This is a genomic window from Chryseobacterium sp. MYb7 (assembly GCF_002979455.1).
GTDB lineage: Bacteria > Bacteroidota > Bacteroidia > Flavobacteriales > Weeksellaceae > Chryseobacterium.
Map to the genome: position 1 here is coordinate 170,363 of NZ_PCOU01000005.1, position 22,674 is coordinate 193,036.

16 protein-coding genes and 1 pseudogene are annotated in these 22,674 nt (G+C 35.9%); 10 read left to right on the forward strand and 7 right to left on the reverse strand.

All coding sequences use genetic code 11. The features are described from left to right. Positions 1-84: 84 nt before the first annotated feature. Positions 85-1,122: a PLP-dependent cysteine synthase family protein gene (locus CQ046_RS06480; RefSeq protein WP_105701462.1), complete on the reverse strand. Its 1,038-nt coding sequence runs from the start codon at positions 1,120-1,122 to the stop codon at positions 85-87. A gap of 223 nt (positions 1,123-1,345) precedes the next feature. Between CQ046_RS06480 and CQ046_RS06485 the strand changes: the two genes are divergently transcribed. The 9 genes from CQ046_RS06485 (at position 1,346) to CQ046_RS06525 (ending at position 15,171) form a co-directional block, all read left to right on the forward strand. Then, a complete protein-coding gene (locus CQ046_RS06485; protein ID WP_105701463.1) occupies positions 1,346-4,831 on the forward strand; it encodes a DUF2723 domain-containing protein in 3,486 nt (1,161 codons plus the stop codon). Positions 4,832-4,920: 89 nt separating this feature from the next. Then, on the forward strand, positions 4,921-6,414 hold the full coding sequence (locus CQ046_RS06490) for a hypothetical protein (protein WP_105701464.1): 1,494 nt from the start codon (positions 4,921-4,923) through the stop codon (positions 6,412-6,414). A gap of 76 nt (positions 6,415-6,490) precedes the next feature. Further along, positions 6,491-7,015: a DUF1697 domain-containing protein gene (locus CQ046_RS06495; protein WP_105701465.1), complete on the forward strand. Its 525-nt coding sequence runs from the start codon at positions 6,491-6,493 to the stop codon at positions 7,013-7,015. A 396-nt stretch (positions 7,016-7,411) separates the two neighbouring features. Continuing rightward, positions 7,412-8,221, forward strand: a complete 810-nt coding sequence (gene kdsA, locus CQ046_RS06500; protein ID WP_105701466.1) for a 3-deoxy-8-phosphooctulonate synthase — start codon at positions 7,412-7,414, stop codon at positions 8,219-8,221. A 43-nt stretch (positions 8,222-8,264) separates the two neighbouring features. Continuing rightward, a complete protein-coding gene (locus CQ046_RS06505) occupies positions 8,265-10,502 on the forward strand; it encodes a TonB-dependent receptor plug domain-containing protein (RefSeq protein ID WP_105701467.1) in 2,238 nt (745 codons plus the stop codon). A gap of 130 nt (positions 10,503-10,632) precedes the next feature. Then, positions 10,633-11,013: an HYC_CC_PP family protein gene (locus tag CQ046_RS06510; protein WP_228406889.1), complete on the forward strand. Its 381-nt coding sequence runs from the start codon at positions 10,633-10,635 to the stop codon at positions 11,011-11,013. 121 nt (positions 11,014-11,134) lie between these two features. Continuing rightward, complete coding sequence (locus CQ046_RS06515) at positions 11,135-11,608, forward strand: DUF3347 domain-containing protein (RefSeq protein ID WP_105701468.1); 474 nt, start codon at positions 11,135-11,137, stop codon at positions 11,606-11,608. 89 nt (positions 11,609-11,697) lie between these two features. After that, positions 11,698-14,376, forward strand: coding sequence for a multicopper oxidase domain-containing protein (locus CQ046_RS06520; protein ID WP_165790477.1), 2,679 nt, complete (start codon positions 11,698-11,700; stop codon positions 14,374-14,376). A 171-nt stretch (positions 14,377-14,547) separates the two neighbouring features. Next, complete coding sequence (locus tag CQ046_RS06525; protein WP_105701470.1) at positions 14,548-15,171, forward strand: hypothetical protein; 624 nt, start codon at positions 14,548-14,550, stop codon at positions 15,169-15,171. A gap of 670 nt (positions 15,172-15,841) precedes the next feature. Here the strand turns inward: CQ046_RS06525 and CQ046_RS06530 are convergent. From CQ046_RS06530 to CQ046_RS06550, 5 genes and pseudogenes are all read right to left on the reverse strand, one after another. Beyond that, positions 15,842-17,680 carry an alpha/beta hydrolase family protein gene (locus CQ046_RS06530; RefSeq protein ID WP_228406890.1) on the reverse strand — a complete coding sequence of 613 codons (1,839 nt, stop codon included), beginning with the start codon at positions 17,678-17,680 and terminating at the stop codon, positions 15,842-15,844. Further along, positions 17,667-17,876: a hypothetical protein gene (locus tag CQ046_RS23845; protein ID WP_228406891.1), complete on the reverse strand. Its 210-nt coding sequence runs from the start codon at positions 17,874-17,876 to the stop codon at positions 17,667-17,669. Before CQ046_RS23845 ends, CQ046_RS06530 begins: the two co-directional genes overlap by 14 nt. 72 nt (positions 17,877-17,948) lie before the next feature. Beyond that, positions 17,949-19,067 (reverse strand): annotated as a pseudogene (locus tag CQ046_RS23850) (FAD-dependent monooxygenase). Between the two features lie 90 nt (positions 19,068-19,157). After that, positions 19,158-19,658, reverse strand: a complete 501-nt coding sequence (locus CQ046_RS06545) for a GNAT family N-acetyltransferase (protein ID WP_105701473.1) — start codon at positions 19,656-19,658, stop codon at positions 19,158-19,160. A 15-nt stretch (positions 19,659-19,673) separates the two neighbouring features. Then, entirely contained in the window at positions 19,674-20,279 is a 606-nt protein-coding gene (locus CQ046_RS06550; RefSeq protein WP_105701474.1) for a hypothetical protein, read from the reverse strand. A 401-nt stretch (positions 20,280-20,680) separates the two neighbouring features. On the opposite strand from CQ046_RS06550, the gene CQ046_RS06555 reads away from it, so the two are divergent. Beyond that, the gene (locus CQ046_RS06555) at positions 20,681-21,421 is read left to right on the forward strand and encodes a hypothetical protein (RefSeq protein ID WP_105701475.1); all 741 of its coding nucleotides are present in this window, start codon (positions 20,681-20,683) and stop codon (positions 21,419-21,421) included. A 171-nt stretch (positions 21,422-21,592) separates the two neighbouring features. Here CQ046_RS06555 and CQ046_RS06560 read toward each other — a convergent pair whose 3' ends face one another. Then, positions 21,593-22,459, reverse strand: a complete 867-nt coding sequence (locus tag CQ046_RS06560) for an RNA polymerase sigma factor RpoD/SigA (RefSeq protein ID WP_002979276.1) — start codon at positions 22,457-22,459, stop codon at positions 21,593-21,595. Between the last annotated feature and the right edge of the window lie 215 nt (positions 22,460-22,674).

Sequence of the window (22,674 nt, forward strand, 5' to 3'; positions counted from 1 at the left end):
CATTGTATCGTAATTTTTAAGTAAAAAAGCCTTTTTTGTCAGAACACGCAAAAGGCTTTATTTGTATCGTGATTTTATTCGTTCTTATTTGATAAACTCTGTTTTGAAAACTTCATCATAATTGTGAACACAATTATTGACAAATCCCTGCTCGGCCATCCATTTGTCACTATATACTTTAGTGATATATCTGGAACCATGATCAGGATATATTAAAACAATTAAGTCATTTTCTGTGAGCTCATGAGATTGAGCATACTGTATCAATCCCTGCGTTACAGCTCCGGTAGTATAACCTCCCATGATGGCTTCTTTCAAAGCAATTTCACGGGTTCTGTAGGCAGACATTTCATCATTTACCCTTACAAATTCATCTACCTTGTCGAAAAGCAGGGCAGCAGGAATAAGGTTTTTACCCATTCCCTCAATCTGATAAGGATGTACATCTTCTTTGTGTATTTCCCCTGTCTCATGATAGCTCTTTAAGATAGAACCATCTGCATCCACACCAATGATTTTGATATCTGGATTTTTTTCCTTCAAAAACTTAGCAGAACCGGACAGTGTACCACCAGTTCCTGTGCAGGCAAAAAGGTGAGTGATCTTACCTTCAGTCTGCTCCCAGATCTCAGGACCTGTCGTCTGATAGTGTGCATCAATATTAAGTTCGTTAAAATATTGATTGATGTAAATAGAATTAGGTGTTTCCTGAGCGATTCTTTTAGCAACTTCATAGTATGATCTGGGATCATCCGCCGGTACATTGGCTGGGCATATATATACCGTAGCTCCCAATGCTTTCAGATAAGCAATTTTTTCAGGTTTTGTTTTATCACTTACTGCAAGAATACATTTATATCCCTTAATGATACATACCATCGCAATAGAAAACCCGGTATTACCGGAAGTAGTTTCTACAACTACAGAATCTTCTTTTAAAAGGCCTCTTTCTTCTGCGTTTTCTATAATATGACGTGCGATTCGGTCTTTGGTGGAATGTCCAGGATTATATGATTCTAACTTGGCATAAACGGTTGCTGGAATATCTTTTGTAACAGTATTTAGCTTCACCATCGGAGTGTGTCCTATCAGGCCAAGAATATTATCGTAAACATTACTCATTATTTGTTATTTTCAATAAAAATCTGACTGCAAAAATACAAAAAAATAAATAATTACTAAACTTTTGTTTGATTTCTAGGGCATAGTTTTGTAAAAAGTTATTTTCGTATTTACAGTTTTGACACGTCTATAATCGCAAATACTACGCCAAAATTTTTAAATTTTGTTAAAACCCGCATAAAATAAGATAAAAGCCTTATTTTCGCATAATTGATTTAATACTATGAAAAATTGGACTTTTAGGCAATGGAACACCGTTTCAGGATGGGTGATTTTCGTCATTGCGTTTTTCACGTACTTGTCCACCATAGAACCCAATTTCAGTTTTTGGGATTGTGGCGAGTACATTTCTTCTGCAGTAAAACTTGAAGTAACGCACGCTCCCGGAGCTGCCTTATTCCAGATAGTGGGTGCCGTGGCAGCCATTTTTGCATTAGGGAAAGGCGAAAATTATTCTATCGTGATCAACGCGATGTCTGCATTGTTCAGTGCACTGACTATTTTATTTTTGTTTTGGACGATCACCCATTTTGTGAGAAGGCTTTTAAACAAAGATTTTGAAGAAATTACAAAGCATCAGGAGATTTCTATTTTATTTGCCGGAGCAGTGGGAGCACTTTGCTTTACATTCTCAGATACATTTTGGTTCTCGGCAGTAGAGGGAGAGGTTTACTCTATGGCTTCTATGTTTATTGCGCTTTTGGTCTGGTTAATCACCAAATGGGAGAATGAGTATAAAGCGGGAGACAGTGAAAGATGGATTATTCTTATTTTCTTTGTTTTAGGACTTTCTGTGGGAGTGCATATGATGTGTATGCTGGCAATCCCTGCAGTATGTCTGGTATACTATGCAAGAAATTATAAGTTTACCTGGAAAAACTTTATCTGGGCAAACCTTATCACATTAGGGATTTTGATTATCGTTTTCAAAATTATCTTCCCTTTAATTATGACCATGTTCGGAAGACTTGAGATTTTCTTCGTAAATGGTCTTGGACTTCCTTTCCATTCCGGAACAATTGCAGCTTTTGTTTTAATGGTAGCGATTTGCTATTTCTTACTTAAGTATGCAAGAAAAGCAAAAAGAAACATCTATCAAATGGCTGCATTATCTGTAGTTTTCATGATGATCGGATTCTCTTGCTGGATGGTTATTCCTATCAGAGCGAATGCTAACCCACCAATGAACCTTAATGATCCGGATACGGCAATTGGTATGCTGGATTATTATAACAGAGAACAGTATGGTGACTGGCCTACCATCTACGGACAAAACTACACGGCATTCCTTGATGCTAATGGAATTGAAAAGAACGAAGACGGAAGCTTCAAAACACAAAAAACCGGGGAAATCTACGAAAAAGATGAAAAAACCGGAACCTACAGAAAGACCGGAGACCGTTTCAATTATGTATTCAACAAGTCTCAGGTAAGCTTAATGCCGAGAATGTTTAACGAAGATAAGGATGTAATGGCGAACTATATTTCTATGTATGGTGCTCCTGATTTTACATTCAATTATGCAAATGAAGATGTGGCAGACAATCCACAGGCAAAGCAGATCTTTGATGAACTGAGAGCTAAATATGAAGATAAATCCATTACAGCTGCAGATTACCTTAAAGTGAAACCTTATAACCTGATCAATGTTCAGAAGCCTTCACTTCTTCAGAATATGGATTATTTTATCTCTTTCCAGAACGGATATTACTTTGTAAGATACCTGATGTGGAACTTCGTAGGAAGACAGAATGATCTTGAAGGAAATATGGAAAGCACAAAAGGAAACTGGATTTCCGGAATTCCTTTTATTGATAATGCTGTGGTAGGAAATCAGGATAAAATGCCTGCTAAATTCAAGAATGAAAGTACTGTAAAATTCTTCTTCCTTCCCTTAATTTTAGGATTAATCGGATTCTTTTTCCAATTAAACAGAGATTTCGGAAGATTCTATGCACTACTATCTTTATTTATTTTAACAAGTGTAGGAATTGTTTTCTATACGGGGGTAAAACCTTTTGAACCGAGAGAAAGAGATTATGCAATGGTCGGTTCATTCTACGCATTTGCCATCTGGATTGGTTTAGGAGCCGGAGCTATCTTATGGTTCTTACAATCCAAAATAAAATCAAACGGAGCAAACATTGCTTTAGGAGTGGTTTTATTAGGAGTACCTTTCATGATGGGCTTCCAGAACTATAATGTTCATGACAGAAGCAACAGATATACGGCTTACGATTATGCGTACTCTGTATTAAAATCATTACCGAAAAACGACATCCTTTTCGTTTACGGAGATAATGATACTTACCCGGTTTGGGCTATTCAGGAGACTGAACAATTCAGAGATGATGTAAAGGTTGTAAACTTTACCCTTGCTTCAACTCCATGGAACCTTGATCAAGTAAAAAGAAGAACTTACAATGCTATGGGGATTCCTAGCCAATTGACACACGATGATTACAGAGATGGGGTAAACGACCAGATCTATATGATGAAGAAGGAAGATTGGGAAGGTGTTTTCTCTATGTTGAAAGAACAAGGAGCTCCGGAAACAGAATTCCAGTCTTTCAGAAAATATCTGACTCAGGATTCTTTAACATTAAAACAGGCAATTGAATTCATTAAGTTCAAATCTCCTGAAAAAGACGAATTATTGAAAATGTATTTTGGAGAAGAGAAATATGAAAAGTATAACATCCTTCCTGTTAACAAATTCATTCTTCCTGTTAATAAAGAAAATGCTTTGAAAGCAGGAATTATCAACAAAGAAGATCTTCCGAACGTAGCGAATCAAATTATGATTACTTATAAAGGAAATACATTGTATAAGAACAACCTGATTTTGATGGATCTTTTAGCAAACTTCGACTGGAAGCGTCCGATCAACTTCTCATCAGGAGGTATTTATGACAGTGAGAATATTTTCTATCTGAACGATTATCTTCAGTTTGACGGATTCAGTTACAGATTAATCCCTATCCAAACACCTCCGACAGCTGATGGAGATATGGGAAGAGTAGACGCTAATTCTCTTTACAACGTAGTGAAAAACTTCAGATGGGGGAATTTCAAAAACTTAAATGCTCACTTTGATGAAACTGCTACTTCTAACATTATCAGCTATAGAATGTCAGCAAGCAGAGCTGCAGCAGCACTTGCATTAAGCGGACAGAAAGCTAAAGCAATCGAAATTCTGGATCTTGCAGCCAAAGAAATTCCTGCTGAGAAATATAATGATCCTCGTTCATTAAGTTCGATTGTTTCAGGATATATTATTGCAGGTCAGGAACAGAAAGGTCTTCAATTGGCTGAGGTACTTAAAAAAGGAATCTTTGAAGAGTACGACTATTATTTAAGCCTATCCAAAGCAGACCAAAGTTACTTAAGAAGACAAATGAGAACAAAACCAATGGAATATTCTCTTGTGGTTTCTGCAGTAACGGATGCTTATACAAAAATCGGACAGAAGGAAAAAGCTTATGCTTACCTTGTAAAGTCTATAGAGCCGATTGATAAGAAGTTTAATGTATTTATCAAAGATCTTCAGGAAATGGGTAGAGAAAAGGCTATGAAAGAGTCTGAGAATGTTCAGCAGATCACGCCATTCTATCAGTATTTATTTGATGTCATGGAACCTTATGATTCTACTTATTCAAAAGAAAAAGAAAGTCAGATTACCAACGCAATCATCAAAGCAACAAAATAACATATTTTAAAACGGAACTTCGGTTCCGTTTTTTTATTTATTGGGAATCCTGAATATTAAGATTATATTTGTACAATTAAAAATACATAATGGCTGAAACAAAAAATAGCAGGTTCCCAATCTATGCTGTAATAGCTACTGTTGCTTTTAAGCTTCTTTTTTTACTGACACATTATATTCAGGAAGATGCATTTATTACCTGGAGAGTCGCCCAGAATTTACTGGATTATGGAGTAATTGGTTTCAATGGTGACACCAAAATTTCTGCGTCTACAACACATTTATATGTTTTTGTGTCTTACTTTTTCAATCTTGTTTTTGGAAAAGAATACTTTATTGAGCCTCTTTTGATTTTTAATTCGTTATTATTTACAATAGGAACTTTATTGCTATCTCATTTGGTTCTTAAAAACCCTTGGCATAAAGCTATCTTTATATTTCTGATCGGTATTTTGCCACCCTCTATTAAAATCTCAATTCTCGGAATGGAGTATGGGCTTCTGTTCTTTCTGGAAATGTCATTATTGTATTATGGATTTCATAAAGGTAAAAAATGGGTGCTTACAATTCTTCCGGTACTTATTATGTTTACCAGAATTGATACGGTGATTTTCCTGGGAATTGTATTTCTTGTAGATGTATTCTGGAACAAAAAAATCAGATGGAATTATGTTTTTGGAGGAATTTGGGGTGTTTTATTTACCGTTGCTTTCAACTGGTTCTACTTTGGGGAACTGGTGAATAATACGATTACTGCCAAGAAACTTCTTTATAGCGAAAATCTTACGATTCAGCAGCATATCGGGTATTTTTTTAAGAGCTTCGGAAACTTCTGGGGAATGTTGAAAGTTCCCGGAGATTTTAATCCTATGACTGTTGTTATCTTGATTTTTGAGCTCGTTTGTTTTATTTATCTGATCAGACAAAGAGAGAAAAGAAACTATTTTTTATGGATGATATTTCTCTTCGGATGGGCAAAACAGATCATTTTTATTTCTCAGAAAAGTTTGTTCGATTGGTATTATTGGGTGCCTCAGCTTTTACTTTTCGTTCCTATTCTTATTTTTGTATTGGAACAGAAAGAGAAGAGAAACTTATGGCTGTCATTACTTGTGATATTTTATATTTTCCCAATGCTTGTTTTCCAGACCGTTCACTGTATTGCAACAGGAAATGGAGAATGGAACTATCGCCGAACGATTGGAACCTATTTAAATCAATATGAAAAGGATAAAAACCAGTGGATCTTATTGGAACCGGCTGGTTATGTACCTTATTTCTCCGGGTTAAAAACAATTGATGAGGTTGGATTGGTTGATAAACAGATTCAGGAAGAAATTAAAAAAGACAAGACGAATTACTGGATCAATACTGTAAAGACGAGAAAACCTAAGTATCTTCTTTCTTACCAGAATCTATACGAAGGAAGTACTATAAATTCAGAATATTATAAAACTCATTATAAAATTCTGAAAGAATTCCGTGTGAAAGATCATCTGAAAAGCAACAATAAAATTTTAGAAAAAATATACAACCTGAAACCTTCCGGAACAGACTATAATTTGTACATTAGAGTTGATTAAAAGATTTATAATTGCTCTAGTACTCTCAAACTCTAAGGCTCAAAAACTGCAACCTATTACCTAGAACCTAAAAAAAATGAAATACTGTGCTTTTCTCCGCGGCGTCAACGTAAAAGGAACCAATATGAAAATGGCTGAGGTATGCCAGGTTTTTAAAGAGACGGGTATGAAAGAAGTGAGCTCAATATTGGCTTCCGGGAATATTGTGTTTTCTTCGGATAAAAAAGTTGAAGAACTGAAAACCATTCTTGAAAAAGCGATGTCCAATCATTTTTCTTATGAAGCGTTTCTGTTTGTAAAATCTCAGAAAGAAACAGAGGTTTTCTGGAACAGTATTCCTTTTGAAAAGAATGATGCGCTTCATATTTATGGTTTTGTTGGAATTCCGGGCGTGGAAAAAGTTTTAATGGAAGAATTTCAAAAAGCAGGACAGGTAGAAAATGAAAAAGCAGAAATCATCAATGATCTATTTTACTGGCAGGTACCGAAAGGAAATACCTTAGATTCTACCTTTGGAAAAGTGCTGGGCAAGAAGAATCTTAAAGATCAGTTTACCAGCAGGAATGTGAATACGTTTGAGAAGATTCTGAAGAAATTCTAAATAAATTATCGTAATGCTTCGACAGGCTCAGCATGACACTGCTATAAAATAACATTAATGTGACGTGAATCCAACGTGTTTTTCAATGCTGATTGCTTATACTGCTTATCATATTTTTCACTTTAATATAACAGATGTATTAGTGTTATCATGCTGAGCCTGTCGAAGCATCTGTCGGATTATTATACTGCTTATCATATTTTTCACTTTAATATAACAGATCGTATTAGAGTTGTCATGCTGAGTCTGTCGAAGTATCTCTCAGTTTAATAATCGAAAATTCAAGAATCCAAAAGACTCAAAGACTATTGCAATCATAGCCTGTTAAAGCAACCAAATAATTTCCATTTGTGAAACTTTCTCAGTATTTTTACTGAACTTTTTAATTACAACAAAATGATTCAGTATTTAGATAATATTTCGCACAAAGATTCAAAAAACTTTTTCCTTATTGCCGGACCTTGTATTATTGAAGGGGAAGACATGGCATTGAGAATTGCTGAAAAAGTAATCAGTCTTACAGATAAATATAACATTCCCTATATTTTCAAAGGAAGCTTCAAAAAGGCGAACAGAAGCCGTGTAGATTCTTTTACATCCATTGGTGAAGAGAAATCTCTTGAAATTCTTAAAAAAGTAGGAGAGACGTTTAATATTCCTACAACAACAGATATTCATGAGAATGAACATGCAGCATTGGCAGCACAATATGTAGATGTTCTACAGATTCCTGCATTCCTTGTACGTCAGACCGATTTATTGGTGGCAGCAGCACAAACAGGAAAATGTGTGACTTTGAAAAAAGGGCAGTTTCTTTCTCCGGAATCGATGAAGTTTGCCGTTCAGAAAATTACAGATTCTAATAACGAGAAAGTAGCCATCATTGAAAGAGGAAATTCTTTCGGATATACAGATCTGATCGTAGATTACAGAGGAATTCCTACCATGAGAGAATATGCACCTGTGATTTTGGATGTTACACACTCTTTACAACAGCCTAATCAGAGCTCGGGAGTTACAGGAGGAAGACCGGATCTTATCGAAACTGTTGCCAAAGCAGGAATTGCAGTAGGCGCAGATGGAATATTCATCGAAACACATCCTACGCCGGAAACCGCATTGTCTGATGGTGCCAACATGTTAAGATTAGATTTATTAGAAGATTTGTTACAAAAATTGACAAGAATTAGAGAATCAATTTTGTAATTGTTAAAAAAACATTAATTTTAGAAATTCTAAAATATTTCTTTTGAAAAAACTAGTTTTACCGTTAAGCCTTATGGTCCCTGTACTGATTTTCTCCCAACACAGAAAAAAGGATACCGTGACCACTAAAGTGACCGATATAGAGGAAGTTGTCTTCCAGAAAAAAGTAACAGGAAGAACCAATGACCTTACCAACGTAAGAATTTCAGCGAAAGAAGCGAAATCAGTAGCTTCTATCAATGGGGGAATTGAAGGATTGCTTAAAACACTTCCGTCTGTAAACTCCAATACCGAGCTGTCTTCCCAATATATGGTTCGTGGTGGAAACTATGACGAAAACCTTATCTATATTAATGATATTGAAATCTACAGACCTTTCCTGATCAGAAACTCTCAACAGGAGGGAATGAGTATCATTAACCCGGATATGGTGTCTGCAGTGAACTTCTCTGCAGGTGGGTTTGAAGCCAAGTATGGTGATAAAATGTCATCTGCTTTAAATATATATTACCGTGAACCTGAAAAATTTGAAGTTTCAGGAGAGGCCAGTTTAATTGGAGGAAGACTGACAACAGGTCTTGCTTCGAAAAACAAAAAATTCACGGCCTTATTTTCCGGTAGATACAGAAATACGAATCTTGTTCTTAATACTTTAAAAGAAGATACAGATTTTAACCCGACATATTGGGATTTCCAGTCTTATCTGAATTATCATGTCAGTGATAAATTCTCCATGTCATTCATCGGATATTATTCCAAGAATGATTACGAGATGATCCCTAAGGCGAAAAGTGTAGATTTCGGAAGTCTTCAGCAGCCTATTAAAGTGGATATAGGATATGCGGGTAAAGAAAATGACCAATATAAAAATATGATGGGTACATTTTCCATGAATTATAAGCCAAAAGACAAGTGGAAGCTTACATTGGATGCCTTTGCCTACCAGAATAGGGAAAGAGAGTACTATACGATACATTCAGAATATAAAGTGCAGATATTTGATCCGGTAACAGAGAAGCCTTTAGCATCCTTTGATGCTGGCGGGCAGACGGAGCACGCAAGAAACGATTTATTTGTAAGAACATACGGAACCCAGTTCAGAGCTAAATTTTCTCCCAATGTAAATACCGACTTTGAAGTTGGATTTAAATATGAAAAAGAAAATCTGAAAGATCTTACCAATGAATGGAAATTAGTAGATTCAGCCGGATACAGCATTCCAAGACCGGAAGTGATTGATCCTAGAACCGGAACTACAGGAGATCTTAAGCTTGCTTATTATATTGCCGGACAAAATAATATCGAACCTACAAGACTTTCTGCCTATGCACAGTATTCACAGAAGTTTTACTGGGGAGCCAGTAAAGTATTTGTGAACGCCGGAGTACGTGTTGCCAACTGGAGTTTCAATAAGGAAACTATTTTCTCTCCAAGAGCTCAGTTTGCGATAAAACCAGATTGGGAAAGCGATATGTTGTTCAAAATTTCCGGAGGTATCTATTATCAGTCTCCTTTCTATAAAGAGATCAAAGATTTAGACGGTAATTTTAATTCCAATATAAAATCACAGCGTTCTATTCAGGTAATTCTTGCCAATGATTATGAGTTCCAGATGTATGACAGACCATTTAAACTGACTACGGAACTTTACTATAAGAAAATGGATAATCTGATCCCGTATTATATGGATAATGTAAGAATCCGTTATTCAGGACAGAATAATTCTAAAGGATATGCCTATGGTATTGATACAAGATTATTCGGGGAATTTGTGCCTGGAGTAGATTCTTGGTTATCTGCAAGTTATGCCAGAGTGTATGAAAATATTGACGGAAAAGGAGATATCCCGAGACCTACAGACCAAAGGTTGAGGTTTGCCATGTTCTATCAGGATTATATGCCGAGCTTCCCGTCTATGCGCGTAAACCTTACTTTGGTATATGCGATGGGATTGCCAACAGGTGCTCCTGTAATGTTCAACAGCAACGGACAGCCGGATTTTAATGCCGCTTATAATTACCAGCAGACACTTCCTTCTTATAAACGAGTAGATTTAGGATTAACCAAAGTATTTATTGATCCAAAAGAGAAAAATAAGAGATCCGGTTTCTGGGGTAATTTTGAAGAACTGACATTAGGTGTTCAGGTTTTCAATGCCTTTAACATTAATAATACTGTTGCTAATCAGTGGATCACAGATTACAACAGTAATTATATGTATCCTGTTCCGGTACGTCTTACAGGACGTTTCTTCAATGTGAAACTGGAATTCAAACTATAGAATTGAAATCAAAAAAATAAAATAAAAGCTTCCGAATTTTCGGAAGTTTTTTCATTTACCAGAATTTTATAACAACATTACCAAATTCTATAACAACGATGTCAGAGATATTTTTATCTTTGTGTTACCAATGAAAAAGATTCTTGCCATAGTGTTTTCTATTTTCTACTTCGGGTTTTCTTCCGGAGCTGCTTTTAGCATTCATTATTGCATGAAAGAATTTGTTTCTGTAAGTCAGAAAGCAGATGATATCTGTGGGAAATGTGGTGTCAAAGAAAAAAAAGGATGCTGCAAAACAGAGATCAAAATCGTAAAAGTAGACGATTCCCAGAAGTCTGATTATCTGAATGTTGATTTTTTAAATGCAGTTTCAGAGATTCCGGTGGAACATCAGTTTGCTGTTATTGATAAGTCTTTTTCTGCAACCAAATTTACCCAGATTCAGATCAATGCACCGCCAGAATACCGACCGGTACCTATCTACATCAATCATTGTAATTTTAGAATTTAGAATCCGTCCGTCGTTTTCAGTATTATAAAAATAGATACTGTTATGGGCGACATGTGCTGACGCACTTACTGTTGCGTTACCTATTATTCTTTATTAAAAATTAATTCTAAAATTTAAAACAATGAAAAAATATATTATCACAGCAGCCTTATCTTTATTTTCAATCGTTTCATTATCAGCGCAGTCTAAAAAGGATGCTCAGGTTTCTAAACTGTATCAGAACTATATTGCTATCAAATCTGCTTTAGCTTCAGATGATGCTGACAAAACTTCAAAAGCGGCAACAGAGTTCATTAAAACAGCTTCTGCAATTGATGTTAAGGTAGTTTCTGAAGGAAATCTTAATGTGCTTAGAAAAGATGCTTCTGCCATTTCTGATGCAAGAAATGTTGCTGCACAAAGAGAAACTTTTTTGAATCTTTCGGACAATATGATTGCTCTGACCAAACAGTTTAAACTTTCTGATAAACCAGTCTACGTTCAATATTGCCCAATGGCAGACGGAAGCTGGCTAAGCGATGAAAAACAGATCATTAATCCCTACTATGGAAAGTCTATGCTTTCATGCGGAAGTATAAAGTCGGAAATTAAATAATTACCGTACTGTTCTTTAAAATAATAAGTTGCATAGTTTAAGTTATAATTAACTTTAAGCTGTGCAGCTTCTAAAAAGTTCGAAATATTATGAAAAAGATAATAATGTTTCTGGTACTTTTGTTCTCTGTATTTAATTTCGCTCAAACTACAAAAAACGTTTATACTTGCCCGATGCACCCTGAGGTGGTGTCCTCTAAACCTGGAGACTGCCCGAAATGCGGAATGACTCTGGAGAAGAAAAGTCTTGCAATAAAGTCAAAAGTAGCAACGAAATCTATATCTAAAGCAGAAACAAAAGAAAGACCCTCAGAAACAAAAATAAATAAAGGGAAAGTTGAAAAGATAGATACTAAAAATACAAATAAAGCTAACTATACCTGCCCTATGCACCCTGAAGTAGTTTCAGATAAACAGGGAAAATGTCCAAAATGCGGGATGGAACTTGAGGAAAAAAAAGATCATTTCCATCCAGATAAACAAAAAGAAGAAGGTTCTGTTTTAAAAAGAAACTCTGAAAACGGGAAAATTACTTTCGGAGGAAAAACAGTTCGTTATGATCTCTATGTGAAAGATACCATTGTTAATTTTACAGGGAAAAACAGACGAGCAATTGCAGTGAATGGTAAGCTTCAGGCTCCGACTTTATATTTTACGGAAGGAGACACCGCTGAAATTTACCTTCACAATATGCTTAAGGAAAATACAGGACTACACTGGCATGGGGTGATTCTTCCCAATGAGCAGGACGGTGTGCCATACCTTACTACAAAACCTGTAAAACCCGGAGAAACTCATGTATACAAATTCAGAATTTCTCAAAACGGAACCTATTGGTATCACTCTCATGAAGCACTTCAGGAACAGATAGGAATGAATGGTATCCTGGTTTTCAAAAAAAGAGAAGGTGAGCCCAAAACAGAATATAATTCTGAAATTCCTGTATTGCTGGGAGACTGGAGTGATGATGATCCCATGCAGATTGCAAGAAGGCTTCATATGGCCAACACAGATTGGTATGCTGTAAAGAAAAATGCAGTACAGAGTTATTGGGAAGCTATTAAATCCGGAAACCTCGGGACAAAGGCTTTGAATGAATGGAAAAGGATGGAAGCTATGGATGTAAGTGATGTCTATTACGATAAATTTTTAATTAACGGAAGTCCAAGCTCCGATTATTCTAATCTAAAAGCAGGTGACAAAGTAAGATTGCGAGTCGCTAATGGAGGCTCATCTACCTATTTCTGGCTGAATTATGGTGGAGGAAAGATTAAAGTAGTAGGAAATGACGGAAATGATGTGGTGCCAGTTGAAGTTGACCGCCTGATTGTAGGCGTTTCCGAAACGTATGATATTGAGGTTACTATTCCTGAGAATAAAAGCTTTGAATTCAGAGCGACTTCAGAAGATAGAATAGGGCATGCTTCGCTTTGGCTAGGTTCAGGGGAGAAGATAGAAGCTCCCAATCTTCCAAGACTGATGCTTTTTGAAGGGATGAAAATGATGAACGGGATGATGGAGATGAGCGGAAATATGAAACCGATGAATATGACGATGGGAAATCAGATGATGGATATGAATGAAGTTATGTATCCGGAATTATCCGAAAGTCAGAGAAAAACTACAGCAAAGCACATCAATGAGATGATGGGAATAAAAACCAAAGAAGATAAAAAAGGTGATCATTCTCAACACTCCGTAATGGATATGAAGGAAGAAAAAACAATCAAGAGATTGTCTTACAGTATTTTAAAGTCTCCTGAAAAAACAATTCTCCCTACTGACAGTATTCGTGAGATGAAATTTACATTGGAAGGAAATATGAACCATTATCTGTGGACGCTGGATAATAAAACTGTGACGGAAACAGATAAAATAATGATCAAAAAAGGAGAGGTTCTTAGAATTAAACTTTATAATAATTCTATGATGCGCCACCCAATGCACCTTCATGGTCATGATTTCAGATTAATCAATTCAAAAGGAGAGTATTCTCCCCTTAAAAATGTTGTAGATATTATGCCGATGGAAACCGTGACAATAGAATTTGCAGCTAATCAGGATGGAGACTGGTTTTTCCACTGTCATATTCTATACCATATGATGGCAGGAATGGGAAGAATCTTCAGCTATGAAAATTCAAAACCCAATCCACAGCTTCCGAATAGAAAACTGGCCTGGAAAAACTTTATACAGGATAATAAAATGACCAGTTCTATGGCTATGCTGGATGTTGCAAGCAATAAGATTCATGCAGAAACAATGACGATGTTCGGACCGAGATGGGCAAACCTGAATGAGTTCCATTCCAACTGGAATTTTGACCATTTTGAAGGAAGTGCAAAAGTAGGTCGTTTCTTGGGAAAATTTCAATGGGCACTTCCTTATGCAGGAATCAGAGTTCAGAAAAATCATGAGATTATGGAAAGACAGATGGCTGAAGATCTGGGAATGGAGTTTCATGGGAAGAAGACCTGGTTCGGACAACAGAAAGCATCAAAAAACAGATTTGCGTTCATTGTGGGGATGCAGTATGTATTACCCATGTTGGTTACAGCTGATGCAAGCGTGGATCAAAACGGAAAAGTATTACTAGAATTGAGCCGCGAAGACATTCCGCTTTCAAGAAGACTGAGAGGAAATTTCAGTATCAATTCAGATGGAGAGTTTTCAACAGGACTCCGATACATTGTTCAAAAATGGTTATCCCTTTCCGGAAACTATGATAAAGAAATAGGCTGGGGTGCAGGTATTACCTTAACCTATTAAATTGAATAAAAACGTCTCATTTATGAGGCGTTTTTTTTTTATTACAATAAAAAAATTGTCTGTAGTAGGGGTAAAATATAAAATTGATATATTACTGATTTTTAAAATATTAATATAAAATTTGTATATTTTTTATTAATTTTATTATACTTATTAACACATTTAGAAAACATGAAAAAACAATTTTTAATTGCCTCTTTGATGATTTCATCATTGGTATTTTCCCAAGTTGGTATTAATACTCCAGCACCCACCAATACTTTGGATGTTAATGGAACAACAAGAATAAGAACTGTTAACCAGGGTGTAGGTACAGGGGTGATATCTCCTCTTTATGTAGATAATACCGGTGTTGTAGTGAAAGCCTCTACTTCAGCAACTTATGGAGGCGTAAGATCCAACTCTGTTACCGTTGCAAGCGGTGGCACTGGAACGCTCGCTAGCAGTGTTACTGATGGTGTTTATAGGGCTGTTGTTACTACTGGTAATGGTTGTGCATTCTCAGCTTCAGTAGAATTTCTTATTAGTACTACTTCATTTAACAGTTATTATGGGCTTAATGGACAGGATGGGCTCATCATTGCCACGGCGAATAATCACCCAATTTTTACCCAGACGAGCTCCACGAGTGTTGCTGTAACCTGGAACAGTACCAGCGTTCCTGTTTGTGCTGATGGAAGCAATTCTGCAGCACTGAATTTTACATTGTCAATGCCTTCTGCCAATACAATTAATGTGACAAACAATGGAAACATAGCAAAAAATTATTCAATAACCCTTACAAGAATTAACTAACATTGCTGATGAAAATAGAAACTACCTAATGCACAATCGGAGATCTCAAAACTCCGGGATAGTATTCAAAAATGGTTGTCCCTTTACGGAAACGATGATAAAGAAATAGGCAGGGATACAGGTATTACTGTAACCTATTAAACAGAATAAAAACGTCTCAATTGAGACGTTTTTTATTTTGTTATGGTTAATGAATTATGCTAAGCATTATAAATTATCGTGAAAATAATATTACAAATGATTGATTGCTAGTAATTTGTATTAGGTAATACCGCTTCAACACAATTTTTTATTACTGTTAGTTCCTTTGGCAATTATTATGGCCTTAAGGGTACAGCGGGACTAGTGCCTCTTGCTTCTAATGCACCCACTTTTACGCGCAGACAGGTATCGCTAGTGTAGCTGTAACATGGACAGCTGTTACTCCTTGTGCTGACGGAGGTAATGGTACATCATTTAACTATACGTTAACAATGCCTAATGCGACAACTTTAAATGTGGTAAACAACTCCAATATATCAAGAGACTATAGAATAACTCTTACAAGAATTGATTGAGGAATAGAAAATAAAAATTACTTTCTAAGTACGTAAAAGCGGAGCCTGATTTTCAGGCTCCGCTCTTTTATTGCTTATAATAACCTGGAAGGTTATTTATAAATACAGAAATTTTATTTAGAAGCTCCTGCAGCTTTTTCACTTTTTGCAGGGGTATAAGTCACTTTTGAAATATCAACTGTCATTTCCTTAAGACGTTTTGCCACATTTTCAGGCATATCTTTCTGATATCTTCCTCCAATTACTTCAGAAAGGAACTTCTCCGTTTCGGCATACATTGCCATGCTGTTTATCGGCTTACGGAAACCATGACCTTCATCATCAGCCAGAATATAATTAACCTTTTTACCTTTATCACGAAGAGCGATTACAATCTGATCTGCTTCAGCCTGTTTCACTCTTGGGTCATTAGCGCCCTGAACAATCAGTAATGGTTTGTTGATTTTATCTACACTAAATAGGGGGCTTGCATCATGCATGCGTTTTTTACCTTCTTCAGTCTTTGGATCACCTACCATACCATAAAGGAAAGCACGTGCAGCTTCCCAGTAAGCAGGAACAGAATCGAGTAGAGTAAATAGGTTACTTGGTCCTACAATGTCTACTCCGGCAGCATATACATCCGGAGTGAAAGCTAAACCTGCCAGTGTTGCATATCCACCATAGCTTCCTCCCATAATCACCACTTTGTTTTTATCTGCAATTCCTTGATCTATGAGGTATTTTACGCCCCATGTAATGTCATCCTGCATGAGCTTTCCCCATTGAAGATCACCACCATTCTGGAATTTTTTACCATATCCGCCGCTAGCTCTGAAATTGGGTTGCAGCACAGCATATCCTCTGTTGGCTAAAAATTGTACAGCCGAGTTATAGCCCCAATAATCTCTCGGACCTTTTGGACCTCCGTGTACAAAAACAACCACAGGAACATTCTTTCCTGTAGATCCTACAGGTAATGTCAGATAAGCCGGAATTTCAAGACCATCACTGCTTTTATAGCTGATAGGAGTCATTGCAGCAAGATACTTTTCAACTTTTTTTAATTCTGTTCTTGGAGTATACTGGAAGATCAATTCCTTTGTTTTGGCATCAAAGAAATAGGCTTCAGAAGCATATTTATCTCCGCCTACAGAAATCAGAAACTTAGAATAATCATTGGTAGAGCTTGCAAAACCAACCTCTCTTCCCGGGAATTTACTTTGCAGGAATTTATAATTAGCTTCCCATGTTTTATCTTTCCAGTAATATTCGGTTTTATCTCCTGTGTAAGAGGTATAGATCATTTTTCTTGTATTTCTGTCTAGAAACAGTCCTCCGAAATCTACTTTATCTTTAGGATCACTTTCTATCTTAGTGATCTGTTTAGTTTTCGGGTCCATCAGGAATAAGGTAGACTTATCCAGGTCTCCCTTATTGGTTACCAGATAAAATTTGGAATTATCCTCGTTCCAGTTTGAGATATAGGCGCTTTCTGTTACTAATGTTTCGTAAATAGGAGACAGTTTATCACCTTCTTTGTAAAAGAACTGGGTAGTCCCTTTATCATCAGTCTTGGAAAGAACTCTTAACTTTTCATCCCAGTCAAATTCATAACTTGTGATGCGGTCTTTATTCTCGTAGATCTTTTTCATTTCACCTGTAGAAATTTTCAGTGAGTATAAATCATGCCATGCTTTATCGCGGTTATTCAATCCCACCATCAAGAGATCCGGATCCTTTCTGCTTGCTAAGTAAATCTGTGCAGTGACCTCTTTAAGCGGTGTTATATTCCTAGATTCAGGAACTCCTTTTGTTACTTTTGCCATAGGATCTACAGCAAAAATATTCATGTTTTCATCACCATTATTATCTTTTACATACAGAATATATTTCCCGTCCTCTGTCCAGAAATAGCCATTTAACGGACGTTTGCTGTTTGTTAAGGGACGTGCTTTCTCAAAAAGGCTCATCAATTTTTTTTACCCAGATATTCATAATTCCTTCGTATTCTTTTGTAAAGGAAATCCATTTTCCATCCGGACTCAACTGTCCTCCGGCAATTTCCGGGTTACCAAAAAATAACCCTCTGTCCAGTATCGGGACCTCCTGTGCTCGTACCGTATGAGCTCCTATAAGTAGGAGCAGTACATAAAAAAATTTTTTCATGTTTTTAATTTTTGTTGTTAGTGATACATCGAATATAATTTTTAAAAATTTTTATTTCTTTACATTGAATTTCTACATTTCCAGTTCTATGATCTTTTTAGCCATTTTTTGGTGTATGCTTTCCGGAATGAGTCTCATTAGAAAATTACGGAGTGAATTGCCTTTTTCCCATTGAGAAACCTTTCCAATGCTCCGGCTTGTATTGACAATATAATCTACTTTCTTTCTTCTGATGCTTTGAAATTTTTCAAATACGGTTTTGAAATCCTGATGATTATCCAGCAATTTTCCAATGATATAAGCATCTTCAATGGCCTGGCAGGCACCCTGTCCCATATTGGGAGTTGTAGCATGGGCAGCATCTCCAATCAGGCAAAGATTTTCAGAATGCCATTGAGGGATAGAAGTGAGGTCGGAAATCGTATTGCAGATAATATTATCATTGGCTGTAGCTTCAATAATTTTTAAAGCCAAAGAATCAAAATCCTTGAAAATATCTGTAATTTCCCGATAACTTTCGAAACTTTTTTCGTTGACGCAGGCATACCAGTAGACTTTTTTATCGGAAATTTTCACAAATCCGAAACGCTTTCCTTTTCCCCACATTTCAAAAGCTTCCTGATGGTGTTTTTCTGGCAGATCAAAATCTACAAGACCACGCCAGCATTTCTGTCCGGAGTTCCGTATAACACCCGTTTTCATGATCTGATTGCGGATAGGAGATTTGATGCCATCTGCTCCAAAAACAATTGTACTTTCAATCTAATTTCCATTTTCAAAATCTAAAATATAGTTTTCCTCTTTTCTTATTTTTTGTAAAGAATGGTTTAATTGTATTGAATCCGGGTTTAAATTTTCAGCCAGAATTTTCTGAAGTTCAGCCCGGTGAATAGCAACATTACAAGAGTTGTACTGAGTTTCCAGTTTTAAAATTTCTGTTTTTGAAATAGGTCGCATAGATTCATCTGCGATAATAATCCTGTGAACCTTATTGCCTGCTTTCTCAATTTTTTCCTTTAATCCTAACCTATCAAAGACCTGCATTGCATTGACTGCCATCATAATTCCTGCTCCTACAGGTTTTATTTCTGGAGCAGATTCGTAGATCGTAAAATCATGTTGATGCTGCTTCAATACATTTCCGAGAGTAAGTCCGCCAATTCCGGCTCCAACGATTGAAATGGTGTTCATTAAATTTATTTTTTGGAAAATTTTGTTATTGTTTATGACATTTTTAGTGGGTACTTTATGATGATAAATTTTTGACCTTCCTATTTTAATTTATAATGTTAAAATATAACTCTCCGATACTTTTTTGAAGCCATATCTGCTGAAAAAGTTGTGAGCACCATGATTGTTGACTCCGCTTTCTAATAGAATAAAGCTGATATTCCAGTTTTTAGATTCATGAATGGCTTTTTCCAAAAGAGTACTTCCAAGAGACTGTCCTCTTACAGACTGATCCAGAAGCATATCCTCCAGAATTGCATACTTTTTAAAAGGGCTGTTGATCACATTGAAAACTATCATTCCCACAATTTCTCCATTCTCATTTTCAGCAATCAGAATATTGAGCTTGGAACTTCCATCAGAATTAAAATCGGAAATTAATTGTTCTGTAAGAATCACTTCAAGATCGGGATTCCAGTGATGAGAATCTATAGCTCTTCCAGACATCATTTCGCCATGAGAAATATAAGAATCTGTTTTATGGGTAATAAAAAAGTCTACAAGCTCTTTCACGCGGCTTTTATCTGTCAGCCATTGGATAGTATATTTCATGAGGTGTAATGGTATTTATTTTAATTTTTTCAATTCTTCCAGTAATTTATTCTGTTTATTGATGAATTGATTGAGGCTGTCTGTTTTTAAGGGATGAGCATTTTGATACTTCTCAATTTCAGGAAGCGTTTTTCTGATTTTGAACACGATATATTCATTATAAAGAGCTGCCTTGTTTGCTTTTATTTTGCTGATGAGATCTTTAATACTTTGAGTTTTTGCATCATATTTTTCAGAACTTTCTTTGATCTCTTTTTCAATCTGTTTTTTGGTAATAGAGTCTGTTATTGAATTTGACAATGCGGTTGCATCATTATAGTATGTTTCTGATTTTCCAAGAATGTCATCATATTCTGAAAGCACGGTATCGGTTTCCTTATGAATGTTTTCTATTCTGGTATCAAGTTCCTGTAAAGCTTTGTTATTTTTGATAAGCTCCTGATAGATTTCATAAACAAGATTTCCACCGCCAGAATATCGGGTGTTTTTCTTAATAGAACTGGAGACTGAAGATTCAGCATTGTCAACCGCATTTTCTACAGTGGGTGCTTGCCGGGCTTTATTTTCTCTGCAGGAAAGTAGAGATAATGCAAGGGTAGATGCGAAAAGTATTTTTTTCATAGCATGTTTTGTTTGATAATCAGCAGTATATCAAGGCAACTAAAATTAATCATTTCAATTTTATCACAGATGATATTAGGATATGATTTTAATTAGTTGAACAAACTTTAAAAAATGTTACATAAGCTTATAAAATAGAATGTAAGTCGGAATCTTTATGGTTAAAATTAAGGATGATATCCACTTTTCCTAAAATGTTACTTCCATTTATCTCAAAGATTTTATTTTTCTTAAATAACTGATAATAAGCAGAAAAGAGTTTTTTTGTATCATTATTTATTACTAATGTTGTAGATATGTTGTAGTTGATTTTTGGGCTGAAACTTATTGTAATTGTAATATTGCACAGTCTCTAAATTTTTTGAGATATAGAGAAGTTTATTTTACAAACACTTTTAAGAATGAAAAAAAAAATTATCCTTATATGCTCTCTGGCTTCGTCATTAGCATATTCTCAGGTTGGCGTTAATACTGCAAACCCCCAAGCAGCTTTCCATGTAGATGGTGGAAAAGATAATCCTGCTACAGGAGCTCCGTCTGCAGCTCAACAGACTAATGATTTTGCTGTAACTCCTACTGGAGCTGTGGGAATTGGGACAACGGTTCCAACAAATACTCTTGATGTTAACGGGACTGCGAGAATAAGAACTATTAACCAGGCTGCATCAGGAACGGTTACAACTTCTCTTTATGTAGATCCTACTGGTGTTTTAGTGAAGTCATCAGGTTCATCTACTTATGGTGAGGTCAGATCTAATAGTGCGGCTATTGCCACTCTTGCTGATACTCCATATCTGACAGGTATCCCTGCTGGTATATATAAGCTTACCGTTACATGTACTAATGCCTGCGGCGACTCTACTTCCGCAAATTTTTTGGTTCATTGTAATGCGGCGAATGGCTACTTTGGACTTATAGGGCTAAATGGGTTTGTAAGTAGTGGTTTTAGCACTCCATCATTTAATCATACAGCAAAAAATAAAGTTTATTTGACTTGGTCAGGAGTTGTTGCATGTGCTGATGGTGGTAATGCAAATGGATTTAATTATGGTGTGAATATGCCAGATGCAGCGACGATAAATATATTCAATAATAGACCAGTAACAAGAAACTTCAAGGTAACACTTACAAGGAATGATTAAAAGTAGTTTGTTTTTTTGAAAATCGGGATATCGTCTCCGAAATAAATTGACGATAGTTTCATGGTACATAATTATCCGGAGGAATATTTTTCTCCGGGTTTTTTATGATGATTTACAATAAAAAAACAGAGTCTGAAAACAGACTCCGCCTATAAAGTTTTTACGCTAAAATTATTTACCCAGGTAAGATTTAAGGATCTTGCTTCTGGTATTGTGTTTTAGTCTCTTAATTGCTTTTTCTTTGATCTGACGAACTCTCTCTCTTGTAAGATCGAAAGTTTCACCAATTTCCTCTAAAGTCATTGGATGTTTTCCGTTCAGTCCGAAGTATAATCTTACCAGGTCAGCCTCTCTCGGAGTCAAAGTATTCAATGCTCTTTCAATCTCAATTTGTAGAGATTCCAGCATCAGATCTTTATCAGGACTTGGAGATTCTCCTGAACGTAATACATCATAAAGATTAGAATCTTCACCTTCTACTAAAGGCGCATCCATAGACAGGTGTCTTCCGGAGTTTTTCATAGATTCTTTGATATCTTCCTCGCTCATGTCAAGAACTTCAGCCAATTCTTCCGGAGAAGGTGGTCTTTCATTTTCTTGCTCAAGGTGAGCGTATGCTTTATTGATTTTGTTGATAGAACCAATTTTGTTCAACGGTAATCTTACAATTCTTGACTGTTCAGCCAATGCCTGTAAGATTGATTGACGGATCCACCATACTGCATAAGAGATAAATTTGAAACCTCTAGTTTCATCGTACCTTTTTGCCGCTTTCATTAATCCTAAGTTACCTTCATTAATCAAATCGGGTAAAGAAAGACCTTGATTTTGGTATTGCTTAGATACGGATACTACGAAACGAAGGTTGGCTTTTATTAATTTCTCAAGTGCGGCTCTGTCGCCTGCACGTATTCTTTGTGCCAATTCTACTTCCTCGTCCGCAGTGATCAGTTCCACTTTACCAATTTCCTGCAAATACTTGTCTAATGAAGCAGTTTCCCTGTTGGTAACCTGCTTAGTGATTTTTAATTGTCTCATTTATTTTTTCCTCAAAAAAGAGTTACTATAATATATACGTATGAAAAGGTAAAAAGGTTACACAAGGTAGAATCTTTTTTGTACAATAAATCATGTAAAACGTATTACTATATTTTCAAATAAATTTAATTTGTTGATATTGAATGATATGCGATTGTTTTCATTTGAAAAATGAAATGTAAATTAATCATCAAAAGGCTAGAATTCATTTGAAA